The following is a 15,392-nucleotide window of genomic DNA, read 5'->3' as shown; positions in this document are numbered from 1 at the left end:
CCCCCCCCCCCCCCCCCCCCCCCCCCCCCCCCCCCCCCCCCCCCCCCCCCCCCCCCCCCCCCCCCCCCCCCCCGGTCCGGTGCGGCACCGATCAGCCGAGGCCGCCGGCGCGGGCGACCGCGCCGAGCCATCGGGCCGAGGGCTTGACGGTCCGAGCGAAGGTCGTCCGGTCGACCGCGACCAGTCCGAAGGTCATCTGATAGCCCGACAACCACTCGAAGTTGTCCAGCAACGACCAGTGCAGGTAGCCGCGGACGTCGATACCGTCGGCGACGCAGCCGGCCAGGTCCGCCAGCGCCTGGGCGGTGTAGGCGATCCTGGCGTCGTCGTCCGCGGTGGCCAGGCCGTTCTCCGTGACGAGCACGGGCACCTGCGCGTGCTGCGCCGCGAGCCGGACGGTGTGCCCGAGCGCCTGGGGGTAGACCTCCCATCCGGTCTGGGTCGTGGCCGCACCGTCCGGGACCGGCAGCAGACCGTCCGGGCCGATGCGCTCGCGGGTGTAGGTCTGCACGCCGACGAAGTCGTCGTCGCGGGACACCTCGAGCCAGTCGAGCAGGGCCGCCTGGCGCGCTGCCATCAGTCGTCGCTCGCCGCCGTCGGCCGCCTGCAGATCGACGAGCGCAAGCGTCCACCCCACCTTCGTCTCGCCCGGTCCGGACCTGATGGCCTCCACCGCCCTGCGATGGGCCGCGGCCATGATCTCGACGCTGGGGGAGACCCACGCCACCGCGGGCCCCGCGTCGCCATCGCGCTGGCCATCCCCAGGGGCCGACGGCTCGGGCGGCTGGTCACGCTCTCCCGCAGACTGGATGCCGACGTGGGCGAGCAGCGAGATGACGTTCGGCTCGTTGAGCGTGCACACCCAGGGCACGAGGTCACCGAGGTGCTCGGTCACCCGGCCCGCGTACCGGGCAAATCGGTCGGCGGCCGCGGGGTTGTTCCAGCCTCCGGCCGCCGCGAACCACCGGGGCGTCGAGAAATGACTGTAGGTGACGACCGGTGTGACGCCCTGTTCGACACAGGTACCCACCATGCGCCGGTAGTGGTCGAGGGCGGCGCGGGAGAAGTAGCCTTCCTCCGGTTCGATTCTTGCCCACTCCACCCCGAACCGGTAGGCGTTCAGCCCGACCCCGGCAAGAATCGCGATGTCCTCCGGATAGCGGTGGTAATGGTCGCAGGCATCCCCGGACGGTTCGACGAACATCGAGTTGGCAGCCCACTCGCCCGGCCACATGTCGGCGTTGATGTTACCGCCTTCGACCTGATGCGGTGCCGTGGCTGCACCCCAGAGGAAACCGGCGGGGAACTGGTTCATGGGCAACGGTCCTTTGTAGCCGGTGGCGCCGGGTCGGGCCCGGGCTTTCGGTTCAGCGCAGGTACCGATCAGGTGTTGGCGCTGAGGATGGGTGGTGCCAGTGCTTCGTCCTGACCGTGTGCGGCGAGAACCTTCATGGATTCGGCGACGATCTGGGAGTCCTCGTTGGCATCGATCTCGACGACCTTTCCCCAGCGCATGCCGACGACATGCACACCATGGTTCTCGTAGGGCGACCTGTCCGTCAGGGTCTGCGCGGCCGTCCACCGGATGATGACCGTCGTGTTGTGGGGCAGGCCCGTGACCCATACGTCGCGGACGGTGAGTTTCAGGGTGGGATACAGCCGTCCGAGCCGCTGGAACCAGCGGCGAAGCGCCTCCTTGTCGTGCCGCTCACCACCGAGTGGATGGTTCCCTCCGAAGCGGTGACGAACGTCCTCGGTGCAGCCCTTGAGAATGGTCTCGTATTCCTGGTTGTTGACGCGTTCGAAATTTCGGGTGGCAATACGTCTGACCACAGCGCGATACACCGGGAGTCCTCTCTCGACCAGTTTGGTTGACACTGTCGGTCGGTTTCAGTCTCACGCCACTCCTTGACACTGTCAAGTGGCTGGTTATGATTCGCCTCTGTGGAGAAGCCGAAGGTGTCCCCGTCCGCCACCAGGCAGCGGCTGCTGGCCGCGGCCCGGGCGGAACTCGTCGAGCGCGGCCATGCGGCGATCAGCCTGCGCGCGGTCGCCCGGCGGGCCGGCCTGTCCCACGCCGCACCGAAGCACCATTTCCATGACCGCGCGGGGCTGCTCACCGCGATCGCCACCGATGGTTTCGCCGCGCTGACCGTGCAGCTTCGCCGGGTCCGTGGGTCCAGCCCCGAGGAACATCTGGCCAGGCTCGGACGCTCCTACATCGACTTCGGTCTCGCCAGCCCCGCCCTGTTCGACCTGATGTTTCGGCCCAGTGAGCTGCATCCTGCGGATCCCGCCCTGCAGGCGGCGCAGGCGGGCGCGCTCGGTGTCCTGGGCGCCGCGGTCTCGCACCTCGCACCGGCGGACCCGATGTCGCGGGATGTCCCCGCCCTTGCTCTCATCAGCTGGGCGCTCGTGCACGGCCTGGTCACGCTCAGCCGTAACGGTGCCCTGCGACCGGCGGTCGGATCCGGTGCCGACGATGCCGACGATGCCGAGCTCGCGCGCCGGCTCGGTGACCTCTTCAGCGCATACCTGGCGCAGGCGCTCACCCGGGAGCCACCACCACCGGCTCCCTGACCGGACGCACCCCACAGCCGCACCCACAGCAGTGATCTGCGTGGCGCGGCCACACCTGGATGCGCCGTTCGCCGCCGGGCCCGATCGATCCCGGGCGGCCGGGCAGGACGAATCCGCGGCCGGCGATCCCGGCGTCATGCCCACCAGATGGAACGTTCACGGCAGGTTCTGCATCGCCATCGTCGACCCATGCCACAACCCGAAAGTGTCGACAACGCCCGGGTAGTTCGCGCGTCGTCCCAGACGTTCGTCTACAGATAGAGCTGACCGTCGTCATGGACGGTGGTCGCTGCCCGCGACTCTTCACGTCGTGGACCCCGCTCCACTCGCCATGGGTACCAAGAACGCGGTTCCAGCGCACGGCGTGTCGTCCATGCGATTCACGGACCGGAATGCGCGCCAGTAGATGTCGGCCCGCCGGGCAGGGCGATCGTAATGCGACACCGAGTACCCGTACGTGCCGGGGAGAGGGGCCGACCGGTGGTTCGACCTGTGGCGGGATTCGCCGACGGCCGGCGCATGCGGCTGGGTGAATCGGTCACTATCAGGAATGGATTGAGTGCTGAGTGCTGCGGTGGGACGGAGTGTGGCACGACAACGCCGGATCGCACGCCGTCTGCGGGCTCAGCGGGCTGGTCGGGATCCGCGGCGGCCAAAGGATCTTCGCCGTGGTCGTCGGTCGCTGTGTGTGACTGGTCACCCATGCCGATCACGTTGCCGGCCGATGTGCTGTCTGACCTGCGGAGGGACCTATTGATCATGATGCGGTCGTCGTCCTGGCCCGGTGGTCGACCAGGGACCGGGATCGGTAGCCGTCGAGGCGGCTTGTGGCACTCAAGGTGCGCGTTAGGCAGTAAAGCATCCCATAAAGGATCCCCAATTTCCACATTTATCCGGTTTTTTGCCTGCTGTCGGAGTGGTGTGGCGTCACAGGTTGGCGGTTGGGATGCGAGAGGGCCCGGTCCGTCGGCCTGGCCTGGGTTCTCCCGGCCATCGCGGCCCGGAGGTCGAGAGCGCCTGTACCGGCCGAGAGCAGGCGCGCCGCTTTCGTGGCGGTGCGGCGCGATGGGTCATCCATCCGGGCGGCGGGCCGGGGTCCGCTGCCCGCCGGCCGCATCGGCCAGCCGCGGCAAGAAGCATTAAAACTAGCGCATTGTGATTTTATAGCTAATTCATTGTGGTGAACCTACTAATCTGGCGATCAGATCCAGACTGGGTGCCGAGGGGATTCACATCGTGACCAGACGTATACTGCCTGCATTATCTGCCGTGCTGCTTTGCCTGGCTACGGCAGCGGCCTGTGGGGGCGGCCCGAACACGGCGGCATCGTCCTGCGACACGCCCGGAATCACGAAGGACCAGGTGAAGGTAGGACTTATCTATCCGGACACCGGTCCTCTCGCGGGCACATTCACCTCGGTGCGGGCCGGCCTGGAGGCCAGGTTTGGTGTGGCAAATGCCGCCGGTGGTGTCGAGGGGCGCAAGCTCAGTTATGACTGGGGGGATGACCAGGGAAATCCGGCGACCAACGGAGTGGTGAGTCGGTCCATGGTGGAGGACCGGAAGGTCTTCGCCGTCATCGAGTCGACTCCGGTGTCGTCCGGCGGAGCGGCCTATCTCGCCGCCCAGCAGATTCCGGTGATCGGTATCGCGGTGGAACGAGTGTGGACGCAGTATCGGAACATGTTCACCTATGGCTACGGTCCTACTTCTCTCAGCTCCCAGGGGACCGTCACCACCTTCGGGAAATACGCTCGTGAGCATGGCGGAACCCACGCTCTGCTCGTGACCGATCCGGCCGGCATTGCGGTGTCGTCCGGAATCGCCAGGCAGCTCCAGGCCAGTTTCGAGGCCGCGGGAATCACGGTCACACCGGGGAGTGCGGACGAGAATCCCACTCCCGGCCAGATCGCCGAGATCACCCGGCAGTTGGTCACCGGCAAGGCGGACATCCTGGCCAGCACGCTGACGACGGCAACATTCGCGCAGATCGTCGCCACGGTGCGGCAGCAGGGCGCACAGCCGAAAGTCATCCTCAGTGGTAGCCAGACGATGAGCTCGGAGCTACTACAGAAGTACGGAGCGTTGCTCGCGGGCTACACGACCTACAACGCCGACACGGGGGGGCTGGCGGCCTCGCCCGCTCTGACCGCCTACCGGTCCGCCATCACGCGTTACGCCCCCGAACTGCCGGACGCCGACCAGACTCTCGCTCAGATCGGATACACCTTCGGGGACATGCTGATCCGTGGCCTCCAGGAGGCTGGAGCGTGCCCGACCCGGAACAGCTTCATCACCGGTCTACGCGCGGTCAGGAACTACACCGCCGGAGGTCTCATCCCCTCCTTCGACTTCGACCGCGACTTCGGCAAGGTGGCCGTGTGCTACCCGTTCGTCGCGGTCAACGCCACGGGAACGGGCCTGGACGTCGTCAACCCGGACTACTGTGGCGAACGGATTTCCAACTGAGAGCATGATCCGGGCCGGGCGCGGCGGACGGACCTGGTCCGTCGCGCGTCTGCTCGTCCCCGCTGGGCAGGGACGAGCAGGTCAGGCCAGGTCAGGGCTGGTGGCAGGCACCGCGGTACCGCGCAGGTAGGGAGGCAGGTGTGGACGGCGGACCGTCGCAGCAGGTCGTGCAGCCCACGGATCCGGATGTCGATCTGCATGTTCCGGCGCAGCGGTGGGAACTGCGTCGCGCGCCAGCGATGGTGCTGGGCGTGATCGCGACCGGTGGGGCGATCGGGGCGTGCGCCCGCTACGGCGCGTCGCTGCTCTGGCCGGATCCGGCCGGCGCGTTTCCCTGGACCACACTGTCGGTGAACACGGTGGGATGCGCGCTGATCGGGCTGCTCATGGTGGTGATCACCGAGGTGCCGGCGGTGCATCCGCTGACCCGACCGTTCCTGGGCACCGGGGTGCTGGGCGGATTCACCACCTTCTCGACCTACGCGGTCGACGCGCAGCGGCTGGTCGACGGCGAACACCCCGGTCACGCGCTGGCCTATCTGGCGCTGAGCATGGTGTCGGCGCTGGGCGCGGTCTGGGCGTCGGTGGCCGCGACCCGTCGACTGATCGTGCGGTGGGTGCGATGAGGTCGACGGGGTCCACCGATGCCCCCGCGACCGTCGGCCGGACGGCACGGCGGTGAGCTGGCTGCTGGTGATTCTGGGGGCAATGGCCGGCGCGCCGGCCCGCTATCTGGTCGACCGCGCGGTGCAGGCCCGTCACGACAGCGCCTTCCCGTGGGGCACGTTCACCGTCAACGTCGTCGCCAGTCTGATCCTTGGCCTGGTCACCGGGGCAGTTCTCGCGGGGGCCGCGTCGTCCCGGGTGGGGCTGCTGGTCGGCACCGGGCTGTGCGGGGCGTTGAGCACCTACTCGACGTTCTCCTACGAGACACTGCGCCTGGCCGAGGAGGGCGCCGGGCTGCTCGCCGCGGCGAACGTCGCCGCCAGCATGTTCGGCGCCCTCGGCGCCGCCTTCCTCGGAGTGACGGTGGCCCAGGCGCTGTGGGGCTGACGCCGCGGGCGAGCGCTCGCGGCCTACCGGCCGGACCGGGTGCGGACGAAGACAGCGTCACGGCCAGCAGCGTCACGGCCAGCACGGCCGCGCCCAGCACGGCGACCGCGCCACGCCGCGGTCGTCCGGTCCACGCCACGGGCCGGCCGTCAGGCAGAGCCCGAGGTCGGTGGATCGTCTGCGCCGGCGGGATCGGGGGCGCCGTCCATGTCGGGGGTGGGGGAGGGGCCTGCTGGTGGTTTCGTTCGGTGGCGCCGACGGGCCCGGACGGCCGCGACCGCACCGGTTGTCAGCGCCGCGCCGACGGCCACGGCGCCCACCAGCCAGCCCACCGGTCCGAGCCCGTCGCGGGCGGTGGAGCCGCCAGCGGCGCTCCCGTCCGTCGCCGGGACGCAGGCGGTGGAGGTGCCGGTGTCCCGGTAGGCCCTCTCCTCGGGGGTGCCGGTGTCCTGACCGAGGGTCGGATCACCGGTACGCAGCGCGGCGCGGTCGGCGGCGTCGAAGCGGCGCACGACGTCGGCGTAGAAGGCGACCTGCGTCGCGGCCAGGCCGGCGTCGAACTTGTCGAGTTCGCCGCTCGGGGAGACCACGACGAGATAGCTGGGCCCGGCGATCCCCGAGACGTGGGGGACGCCGGCGAGGCTGTGGAACGGCGCCCCGGGCGTGATCTGCAGCGGCGGCCTGAGCAGCGCGTGTCGCTGCAGCCTGGAGGCCACCAGCGCGGGTCTGGCGATGGTGTCGAAGGTCGGGCCCTGCGTGGTCCAGATCCCGTAGATCTCGTTCTCGCCGCTGGCGTGGTAGCCCCGCTCGGGATCGTCGATCCATTCGGTCGCGCCGAGATGTTCGATGCTGACCGCGCCGACCGCGCGCCGCACCAGGTCCGGATGCCGCAGGATCCAGGCCCGGGCGTTCTCGATGCCGACCCGTCCGGACATGTGCCCCGGGTACAGCGCGAACACCAGCGTCCGGCGCAACCGCCGCCCGGCTGGCAGCGAGGCGAAGTGCCGGGCCAGGGCGACGACCGCGGCCCCGCCGTTCTCCTCGAACGCGTTCTGCCCGTCGGTGTGGGTGTTGACGATGACGCACTCGTCGCTCTCGCCGGGCAGCACGGCGGTGATCTGCCGCAGCCGCACCTGCTTCACCGGGGAGACCAGGGTGAGCCGGGCTCGCGGCCGGCCGGCGGTGGCCTGTGCCCGCAGCGCCGCGCCGGTCTCCCGGTCGACGACGAGCGCCGGCAGCGGCTGCGGACGGGCCGTGTGGGACGAGTAGTTGCCGCGCAGCGCCGCTCGGGAAGCCGTCGTGGTGAACACGACGCCGGCCAGGCCCAGCGACGTGAAGTCGTTCAGATCGGGCCACGGTCCCAGCCACAGACGGGAGTAGTCGATCTCTCCCCAGTCCGCCGCCTCGTGCCCGTCCCACTGCAGATAGGTGGAGATCGCGGTGAACACGACGGCGGTCAGCTGGGCCGGAGTGGTGAGCTCGATCAGTAGAACCGCACCGCGCAGCGACTGGGCCGGCACCGCGGCGACCCACGCCCGGATGGCCGCGGTCACCGCGGCGGGGTTGGTGAGCGCCTCGATCGCGCCCGGTGTCGGGAAGCCGTCGGCCACCACCAGTGGGCCGGTGACACCCTGCGCCGAGGTGCCCGCCGAGCGCACATACGCGGTCGCCACCTCGACCGGACCGGCCCCCGGGCCGTCGAGGATCTCCAGGGCGAAGTCGGCCGGCTGGTAGCTGTCGTAGGCGTACTCGTCGCAGGGCTCGATCCGCAGCCCCGCGGCGGTCAGCTCGTCGGTCAGCCAGGTGCACCACTCGTCATGGCCCGGCCAGCCCGGCAGCCGCGGGCCGCAGGCGACCATCCGCCGCACGTCGGCCTCGATCCGGCCCGGCGCCGGCAGGGGCACGACTGCGCCGGCCGTCGCGGTGCCCGTGGCCCGGACCGGGGTGGCCGCGACCGCCGGCCGGTCAGTGATCCCGGCCATGGCGGCGGCCATGGCCGACGCGGTGACCGTGCTCCGTACCAGTCCACGTCGGGTGATCCCGGGTCCGCTACCAGGACCGTCGACCTGGGCGAGGGCACGTCCGAACGGGTCGGGATGCCCGGACTCGCGCACCGACACCTCCCAGCCACCTAGATGATCGCGGCATGCCGGAAGATCGTATCTATCCGTACGTTGCGATGCACGCTGGGAAGTGCCGTCTGCGCCGCTGTCCGCACTGACGTGCGGTAGAGGGAGCGGGACGCAGGCATCGGACCATGCGGTTCGCCCATCATCCGACCAGGGTTGACCGGCTGGTCCGGTGCGCTGCGCCGCCACCCTGCGGCGGCTGTTGACAGGGGGAGAACCGCGGCCGGGAGGAGTTTGGCGGTCGGGGACGAGGGGATGGCCTCCGAAACAGGCACGCCCCGGCGGTCCAATATGCGGAGGAACCGGTGTCGACAGACGCGATCGTGCTCCTGAAAGCGGATCACAAGGAGATCAAGGCTTCCTTCAAGCGGTTTCAGGATGCTGGCCCGGGTGCCTCCGTGACGCGGGAAAAACTCGTCCGGCAGATCATCGAACTGCTCACCGTGCACACCTATATCGAGAACGAGGTGATGTACCCCGAGGTGCGGCGCCTACTGCCGGAGCTTTCGGGGGACATCCTCGAGTCCTACGAGGAGCACCACGTCGCTGATCTGCTCGCGACGGAGCTCGCCGCTCTTCACGCCGATGCCGAGCGTTTCGATGCCAAGGCCACCGTTCTCATCGAAAACGTCAGCCACCACCTGGACGAGGAAGAGGACGGCTGGTTTCCGAAGGTTCGCGAGAAGCTTGGCCGCAAGCAGCTTTCCGAGATCGGGCAGCGTCTGCTGGAGGCGAAGGAGAAGGCCCCGCGCAGCCCGGCCCAGCCCAGCGCGATCAAGAAAAGCCTTGACGCGATCGTCAGGTAGAAGACCTGCGCGATGATGCCGAGATCTGGGCGTGGATCGGCCGGTGCCAGGGCCGAAGCGCCGCCCTGGCTCCTCGGTGGACCGAGGAGGTTCCGATGGCCTTCGTCGTTCGGACCCCGGGTTTCTCCGGTGACGACGCCGCGCCCGACGCGGAGTTGATCGAACGCTGCAGTGCCGCCCTGGCCGATGTCAAGGTGCCCCGCGCCGTCCATGTCATGGACGACTTCCCCCGGGCCACCCTCAACTGGGCCACCCTCAACAAGATTGCCAAGAACCAGCTCCGCGCCCGTGCGCTGGAACTCGCCGAGGCCGTGCGGTCGGGGGGCGGGTAACCGCTAACGGGCATCGGAGGACGCCCGGATCTCGGGGGCGGAACGGGCCGCCAGCTCGTTGCGCAGCGTCGTCAGACGGGCGATCTCGGCGTCCAGCGCGGCGAGGCGGCGCTGGACGACACCGCTCGCCGCGCTGCACACCCCGCCCGGGTCGCCGTGGCGCGGCAGGGTGTCGCCCTCGAGCAGATGCAGCCGGTCGGCGCAGGCCCGCACGTCCTCGACGGTCAGGCCGAGCGCGAGCAGCTCCCGGATGATCCGGATCCGGTTGACGTCCGCCGGGTCGTACTCGCGCTGACCGGACGCGGTGCGCCGCGGCGGGGCCAGCAGCCCGCGCTGCTCGTAGAACCGCAACGCACGCTGGGTGGTGGCCGCCGCCACGGCGGCCTCGCCGATCTTCATCTGCCGCTCCACGATGTCTACCGCTCCACGATGTCTACAGCTCCACGAGGACCGTGCCGAAATGCCGTCCCTGGATGGTCTCCGACAACGCGCGGGCGGCGTGTTCGATGCCGCTGATGCGTACGGACGGAAAAGTGATCTCGCCACGGCCAAGCCAGTCGCCGAACCGGTCGGTCCAGTCGGTCGTCGCCGTGTTGTCGAGTCCGCGCAGCGTGATGTGCTTCAGGATGAGCGCGAAGGTGTCCAGCGAGACCGGCGCGACGGTCCCTGCGCGGTCCGGTGCCAGCTGGCCGGACAGGGCGCCGACCAGGACGAGACGGGCACCGGGCCGGGCCACGGCCACGGCCGCTTGGAGCTGCTCGCCGCCGACGTTGTCCACGGCGACGTCGATGCCGTCCGGAGCGGCCTTCGCCAGCCTGTCGGCGAACGGCTCGCCGCCGCGCAGCACGACGTCGTCGTAGCCGAACTCGTCGACCAGGCGACGCGCCTTGGCCGCCGATCCGGTGCTGCCGATGACCCGCCCCGCGCCGAGCAGCCGGGCGATCTGCCCCGCCAGCGAGCCGACCGCCCCCGCCGCCCCGGAGACGAAGACCGTCTCGCCTGGCTGCAGCCCGCTCTGCAGGATCGCCGCATAGGCGGTCCGCCCCGAGGACAGGTGGGCGCCCGGATCGGCCAGTGCGTTGCCCAGCGGCTGGACCTGCGCGACCGGTACGGCGGCGTACTCGCGCCAGCCCAGCCAGTGGAAGACCAGGTCGCCCGCCGCCAGAGCGGAGCCGGCCGGCGCGGTGACGACCTCCCCGACGGCCGCGCCGAACAGCGTGTCGCCGGGATGGATCGGCGGAAAGGGTGCGCCCTCGACACTGCCGCCCAGCACCGTCCGCAGTGCGGCGAACACGTGGAAGTAGCGGTTGCGGACGAGCACCTCGCCGTCCCCGGGAGTGGGAACCGGTACCTCGACGACGGCGAAATCCTCCGGCCGGGGCAGACCGGCCGGGCTGGTGACGAGGCGTACCTCGCGGGAGTAGGACACGCCCGCGACCGTAGCCCCTGACCCGCACGTCAGGGTCAAACCGCGGCAACCCAGGTCGGGCCGCAGGCTCGCCAGGGACTCAGGCTCGCCAGGGACTCAGGCTCGCCAAAGACTCAGGCTCGCGCAGGTCGAGGCGCGTGCGGAGCTCAGGTAGCGGTGGCGCGCAGGGTGATGATCGTCTCGAGGTAGGTGGAGGGCAGAGCGACGGGCTGGCCGTCGGGGTTGCGGTTCCAGCGGCGGGCGAGGTCGGTGAGGTCGGCGGCGAGCGCCGCCCGGCCGGAGTCGTCCAGGGCCGCGAAGGCCTGGTGGCTGGGCCCGTACCAGCGGCGGAAGGTGTCGGTGAAGTCCTCCGCCGAGGCGAAGCGGAACACGCAGGTGCGCTCGACCGACCTGATCTCGGCCGCGGCGGCGCCGAACAGTGTCGCCAGATGGTCCCGGGTGCCCCACAGCAGGGGGGACGCCACGCCGGCCGGCGGGGGCACGTGGCGGGTGATCGTCCGAAAGAAGTCGCCGATGAAGCCGTCCGGGGTCCAGCTGACCAGGCCTAGGGTTCCACCGGGTCGGGTGACCCGGATCAGCTCGGCGGCGGTGCGGTGGTGGTCCGGTGCGAACATCGAGCCGAAGACGGACAGCGCCGCGTCGAACGAGGCGTCCGGGAACGGCAGGGCCTCCGCGTCGCCGACCTGGAAGTCGACCGTGAGCCCCTCGGCGGCGGCCCGCGCCCGTGCCGTGGTCAGCAGGTCGGGCACGTAGTCGATGCCGACGACCCGGGTGCCCGCACGGGCGGCGGCGAGCGCCGCGTTGCCGGAGCCGCAGGCCACGTCCAGCACCCTGTCTCCGGAGCGCAGGTCGGCCGCCTCGGCGAGCAGCTCGCTCTGTAGCACGATCCGGCTAGCGATCACGGTGTAGTCGCCGCTGGACCAGGTTCGCTGCTGCTTCGCCTTCACCGCGGCCAGATCCGGGCCGGCAGGGGTCGCCGCGGGGCCGGTGGTGGTCGTCGTCGGGCTGATGGTTGTCATGGTTCCTCCGATGTCAGGCCAGCTCACGCGAGGTGCGTGGGGTGCTGGCCGAGGGCGGGTCGGGGTCTGTGACCAGGGTCCGTCCGATGCCGGGGGGCCGACCAGTCGCGTTTCTGTACCCGTGGTGTCGGGCGGATGTCAGGTTTCGTGGGCGACTGTGCGGGCCGGCGGCCTGCCCGGCGTGATGCGATGGCCGGGTGCCGATTCACTCCGACTACTGCCCCATCGCGCTCGGGGTCGAGATCCTCGGCGACCGGTGGACGCCGTTGGTGATCCGCGAGCTCATGGTCGGTGCCGAGGGGTTCAATGACATCCACCGCGGCCTGCCGCGGATGAGCCGCACCCTGCTGACCGGGCGTCTGCGTGCGCTGGAACGGCACGGCCTGGTCCGCCGCGAGGCCGCCGAGCGCGGCCGGCCCGGTCGCTACGTGCTGACCGAGGCCGGGCGGGCGATCACCCCGATCGTCTGGTCGCTGGGGCAGTGGGCCGCCGAATGGGTCTTCGACGACCCGGATGACGAGGATTGCGATGGGCTGTCGCTGATCTGGCGCCTGCACCAGTGCGCAGTCCCCGAGCGGCTACCCTCACGGCGCACGCTCGTCCACCTGACGTTGACCGGCCCCGGCGCGGCCCAGGGCTGGCTCGATGTCGAACGGCCCGCGATGACCGTCTGCAAGGAGGAGCCGCGCCAGGACATCCACCTGCGGGTCACCGCGAGTGGCCGGCAGATGCACCGCTGGCTCGTCGGGCGCGCCCCGTTTCGGGCCGTGCTCGACGCGGGCGACGCCGAGGTCCACGGCCCGGCCCCGCTGGTCCGGGACTTCCCCACCTGGTTCGACACCACTGCCTTCGCCACCGCCCAGGGCCGTCGCGGCAACCCGGACGGCGACGGTCGCGCAGCCGACCGGCGCGCCGAGGCCGGCGGGTAGGCGTGGTCAGGGCTCGAGCGAGCCCTGCAAGGACACCGTCGGGCGGGTCCACCGTCGGACGGGTACCCGTCCACGTCGGGCGCAGACCAGTGTGCGTCCGATGGATCCAGCCACAGTCAGGAGAAGATGGTCATGGTTCATGGTCTGGCGCGAGCACGTCTGGGCGCCGGGACGGTTGCCGGACTACTAGTCGTCGCGGCGCTTGCGGCCGGCTGCGGGGATGGCAGCTCGCCGGAAGCCAGCTCCGCGGCCGTCGCCAGCACGCGGCCGTCGGCATCCGCGGCAGTGGCAACATCGCCGACCGCGCCGGCTGATCCGTCGATGAGCGCGGTGATGTCGGATCCGTCGGCGACCCCGGCCGATCAGATCCCCGGGGCACAGAAGTCGACGTTCGTCCTGCTGAACACCAGGCCGGCGGGGCTCAACGGCGTCACGGGGACGGCCTGGCTGGCCCAGAACGCCACCACCGGGACCACCCTCACCGTGGCGGCGACCGGTCTGGCGCCGGGTGGGAAGTACATCGCCCACCTGCACGCCGAACCATGCTCGGTGAAAAACGGTGGCGGCCACTTCATGTTCGACCCGAACGGCCCGGCCGCGCCGCCGAACGAGGTGCACCTGGCCCTTCCGGCCGACTCCGCCGGCGCGGTCCGGGCAACCGTCACCAACGCCCGTCCGGTGGGCGACGCGGCCAAGTCCGTGGTCATCCACCCGGTCGGCGCGCTCGACAAGCGTGTGGCCTGCGCCGACCTCTGATGTAACGACCGTCGCCAGGGCCGGGACCCATGCGGCCCCGGCCCTGGCGACGAGGCCAGCCCCAGATGTCAGAGGTACTCGACGTAGTCCTCGTGGTCGAGGCGGGGGAGTCGGTTGAACCACGGGTCCTTGCCGGGCTTGCCGATGTTGACGACCAGAATCGACCGGTAGGGCCGGTCGGCGAAGAACTCGGCGTCGATGCCAGCAGCGTCGAAACCCGCCATGGGCCCGGCGGCCAGCCCCGCGGCGCGGACGGCGAGGATGAAGTAGGCGGTCTGCAGAGTGCCGTTGAAGGTCGCGGCCTGCTCTCGCCGAGCCAGGTCGTCCTTGTACAGGTCGCGCATCTCCGGCCGCACCGGGAACAGCTGCGGGATCCGGTCGTGGAAGTCGAGGTCGATCGCCAGGATCGCCACGACCGGAGCGGATTCGGTCTTGGCCCGGTTACCTTCGAAGATCAGTGGCAGCAGGCGTGCCTTCGCCTCCGGGGTGGTCACGAAGGTGATCCGCAGTGGGTTGATGTTGGCCGACGTCGGTGGCCACTTGGCCAGCTCGGTGATGGCCCGCAGCTGGTCGCGGGAGACCGGCTCGTCGCTGAACGTGTTGGCGGTACGCGCCTCGGTGAACAGCAACGCACGGGCTGCGGGGTCCAGCACGAGGTGGTCGGTTGCCAGATCGGCGGCGGCCAGATCGTCAGCAGCCGGGTTGTTGGCCGCGGCGGGGATCTCGGTGGCGGAAGTCACGGGTCTCCGATGAGTGCGGGTGGGTGTCGTCAGGGTCTGCTTTCGGTGGCCGGGGGCGTCGCGCAGGCCCGATCGCTGCCTGCGCCGCCGATCCGGCCGACTGGTCAACCACCTCGCCCCCCGGGTTATGCCGACTCCGGCTGGCCCCGGCGATGATCAGGGGGTGGTGGGCGTGGCGGCGTGCACGTCCCAGCAGGCGGCGGTGTAGTGAAAACGGTCGCCCTGGCGGAAGGGTTCGAAGGCGGCACGGACGGTCTCGAGGACTTTCGAGCGGGTGGCCTCGTCCAGATCGGGGAGGAGCCGGCTGACCGGGCCGACCAGGGTTATGTACTGCTCGAGCTCCGGCCCGGACATCGAGCACGGCTCGTCCACCGGGGTGATCTCGACGTGCGCCCAGCCGCTGTCGGCCAGAAGTCGCTCGGTGTGGTCCTGGCGGGCGAGGGAGAACGGGCCGGGTGCGTTCGGATCGCGCCGGGCAAGGCTCGGCAGAAGTGTCGCCGCCGCGCGTTCGGCGGCGGTGAAAAGCGGATTCTCGGCGGGACTGCGCCAGGAGACGAACCGGAGCGTTCCCCCGCCCCGGGTGGCACGGCGCAGATTCGTGAACGCGGCGACGGGATCGTCAAAGAACATCACCCCGAACCGGGAGATGACCACGTCGAATCCGCCGGACGGAAAAGGATGGCTCGCCGCATCCGCGCGGACGAACTCGGCCGGCATACCCGCCTGCCGCACATGGGCGCGGGCCGCCGCGACCATCAGCTCGGAGATGTCCACACCGACGCAGTGCCCGCCTGAGCCCGGGTCACCTGAGCCCGGACCACCCGCGCCGGCCCGTCGGGCGGCGGCGAGCGTCGTGGCGCCTGCGCCGCAGCCCACGTCGAGCACCTGGTCGCCGCCGGCGATCCCGCTGGCCAGCAGGTCCGCGAACGGCTGGTACATCCGGTCGAGCAGCTCCTGCGCCGCCACCCACCCGCGCCCCGCCGCACCGTTCCACATCGCCTCCTGCCCGCCGGATGCCGCGGCCGCGCCGGACACCACCGCTGCACCACCTGCCGCTGCCGGACCGGCTGCCGCCGATTCGTCGGCAGCCGGTCCGCCGTCGGCCTCCCGCGCACCACTCATGATCGACTCCCGTTTCCGCCACCCACGA

General features: G+C 70.6%; 16 protein-coding genes. 8 read left to right on the top strand and 8 right to left on the bottom strand.

Features of this window, described 5'->3' with window-relative positions; all coding sequences use genetic code 11:
* Positions 1 to 91: 91 nt before the first annotated feature.
* Together ND747_RS25090 and ND747_RS25085 are read right to left on the bottom strand one after the other, a co-directional pair.
* A complete protein-coding gene (locus tag ND747_RS25090) occupies positions 92 to 1,315 on the bottom strand; it encodes a glycoside hydrolase family 1 protein (RefSeq protein WP_251736657.1) in 1,224 nt (407 codons plus the stop codon).
* Between the two features lie 68 nt (positions 1,316 to 1,383).
* The gene (locus ND747_RS25085; protein ID WP_251736656.1) at positions 1,384 to 1,878 is read right to left on the bottom strand and encodes a nuclear transport factor 2 family protein; all 495 of its coding nucleotides are present in this window, start codon (positions 1,876 to 1,878) and stop codon (positions 1,384 to 1,386) included.
* A 66-nt stretch (positions 1,879 to 1,944) separates the two neighbouring features.
* Here ND747_RS25085 and ND747_RS25080 point away from each other — a divergent pair, with 66 nt between their 5' ends.
* From ND747_RS25080 to crcB, 4 genes are all read left to right on the top strand, one after another.
* Positions 1,945 to 2,580 carry a TetR/AcrR family transcriptional regulator gene (locus tag ND747_RS25080; protein WP_251736655.1) on the top strand — a complete coding sequence of 212 codons (636 nt, stop codon included), beginning with the start codon at positions 1,945 to 1,947 and terminating at the stop codon, positions 2,578 to 2,580.
* Positions 2,581 to 3,942: 1,362 nt separating this feature from the next.
* A complete protein-coding gene (locus ND747_RS25075) occupies positions 3,943 to 5,049 on the top strand; it encodes an ABC transporter substrate-binding protein (RefSeq protein ID WP_251736654.1) in 1,107 nt (368 codons plus the stop codon).
* 140 nt (positions 5,050 to 5,189) lie between these two features.
* A complete protein-coding gene (locus ND747_RS25070; RefSeq protein ID WP_251736653.1) occupies positions 5,190 to 5,675 on the top strand; it encodes a CrcB family protein in 486 nt (161 codons plus the stop codon).
* Positions 5,676 to 5,727: 52 nt separating this feature from the next.
* Positions 5,728 to 6,102, top strand: a complete 375-nt coding sequence (crcB, locus tag ND747_RS25065) for a fluoride efflux transporter CrcB (RefSeq protein WP_251736652.1) — start codon at positions 5,728 to 5,730, stop codon at positions 6,100 to 6,102.
* Between the two features lie 149 nt (positions 6,103 to 6,251).
* On the opposite strand, the gene ND747_RS25060 is transcribed toward crcB, so the two are convergent.
* Positions 6,252 to 8,216 (bottom strand): hypothetical protein, encoded by a 1,965-nt coding sequence (locus ND747_RS25060; protein ID WP_251736651.1) that lies wholly within the window; start codon positions 8,214 to 8,216, stop codon positions 6,252 to 6,254.
* A gap of 320 nt (positions 8,217 to 8,536) precedes the next feature.
* On the opposite strand from ND747_RS25060, the gene ND747_RS25055 reads away from it, so the two are divergent.
* Both ND747_RS25055 and ND747_RS25050 read left to right on the top strand, forming a co-directional pair.
* A complete protein-coding gene (locus tag ND747_RS25055; protein WP_251736650.1) occupies positions 8,537 to 9,037 on the top strand; it encodes a hemerythrin domain-containing protein in 501 nt (166 codons plus the stop codon).
* A gap of 5 nt (positions 9,038 to 9,042) precedes the next feature.
* A complete protein-coding gene (locus ND747_RS25050; protein WP_308204689.1) occupies positions 9,043 to 9,369 on the top strand; it encodes a hypothetical protein in 327 nt (108 codons plus the stop codon).
* A gap of 3 nt (positions 9,370 to 9,372) precedes the next feature.
* On the opposite strand, the gene ND747_RS25045 is transcribed toward ND747_RS25050, so the two are convergent.
* From ND747_RS25045 to ND747_RS25035, 3 genes are all read right to left on the bottom strand, one after another.
* Positions 9,373 to 9,768: a MerR family transcriptional regulator gene (locus ND747_RS25045; protein ID WP_251736648.1), complete on the bottom strand. Its 396-nt coding sequence runs from the start codon at positions 9,766 to 9,768 to the stop codon at positions 9,373 to 9,375.
* A gap of 34 nt (positions 9,769 to 9,802) precedes the next feature.
* A complete protein-coding gene (locus tag ND747_RS25040; RefSeq protein ID WP_251736647.1) occupies positions 9,803 to 10,798 on the bottom strand; it encodes an NADP-dependent oxidoreductase in 996 nt (331 codons plus the stop codon).
* A 146-nt stretch (positions 10,799 to 10,944) separates the two neighbouring features.
* Positions 10,945 to 11,817: a class I SAM-dependent methyltransferase gene (locus ND747_RS25035; RefSeq protein ID WP_251736646.1), complete on the bottom strand. Its 873-nt coding sequence runs from the start codon at positions 11,815 to 11,817 to the stop codon at positions 10,945 to 10,947.
* A 197-nt stretch (positions 11,818 to 12,014) separates the two neighbouring features.
* On the opposite strand from ND747_RS25035, the gene ND747_RS25030 reads away from it, so the two are divergent.
* Both ND747_RS25030 and ND747_RS25025 read left to right on the top strand, forming a co-directional pair.
* Entirely contained in the window at positions 12,015 to 12,746 is a 732-nt protein-coding gene (locus ND747_RS25030) for a helix-turn-helix domain-containing protein (RefSeq protein ID WP_251736645.1), read from the top strand.
* A 132-nt stretch (positions 12,747 to 12,878) separates the two neighbouring features.
* Positions 12,879 to 13,502, top strand: a complete 624-nt coding sequence (locus tag ND747_RS25025; RefSeq protein ID WP_251736644.1) for a superoxide dismutase family protein — start codon at positions 12,879 to 12,881, stop codon at positions 13,500 to 13,502.
* Between the two features lie 68 nt (positions 13,503 to 13,570).
* On the opposite strand, the gene ND747_RS25020 is transcribed toward ND747_RS25025, so the two are convergent.
* Together ND747_RS25020 and ND747_RS25015 are read right to left on the bottom strand one after the other, a co-directional pair.
* The gene (locus tag ND747_RS25020; RefSeq protein ID WP_374216321.1) at positions 13,571 to 14,188 is read right to left on the bottom strand and encodes a malonic semialdehyde reductase; all 618 of its coding nucleotides are present in this window, start codon (positions 14,186 to 14,188) and stop codon (positions 13,571 to 13,573) included.
* 210 nt (positions 14,189 to 14,398) lie between these two features.
* A complete protein-coding gene (locus ND747_RS25015; RefSeq protein WP_251736642.1) occupies positions 14,399 to 15,364 on the bottom strand; it encodes a class I SAM-dependent methyltransferase in 966 nt (321 codons plus the stop codon).
* Positions 15,365 to 15,392: the final 28 nt, after the last annotated feature.

Origin of the sequence: Frankia sp. R82, from assembly GCF_023716925.1 — a bacterium.
GTDB lineage: Bacteria > Actinomycetota > Actinomycetes > Frankiales > Frankiaceae > Frankia.
Note: the sequence above shows the minus strand (reverse complement) of the source record. Positions and strands in the feature narration are given on the sequence as shown.

Bases quoted from the DNA above. Each gene is read 5' to 3' on its own strand.
- ND747_RS25090 (WP_251736657.1), bottom strand. From the start codon at position 1,315: ATGAACCAGTTCCCCGCCGGTTTCCTCTGGGGTGCAGCCACGGCACCG.
- ND747_RS25045 (WP_251736648.1), bottom strand. From the start codon at position 9,768: ATGAAGATCGGCGAGGCCGCCGTGGCGGCGGCCACCACCCAGCGTGCG.
- ND747_RS25035 (WP_251736646.1), bottom strand. From the start codon at position 11,817: ATGACAACCATCAGCCCGACGACGACCACCACCGGCCCCGCGGCGACC.
- ND747_RS25025 (WP_251736644.1), top strand. From the start codon at position 12,879: ATGGTTCATGGTCTGGCGCGAGCACGTCTGGGCGCCGGGACGGTTGCC.
- ND747_RS25015 (WP_251736642.1), bottom strand. From the start codon at position 15,364: ATGAGTGGTGCGCGGGAGGCCGACGGCGGACCGGCTGCCGACGAATCG.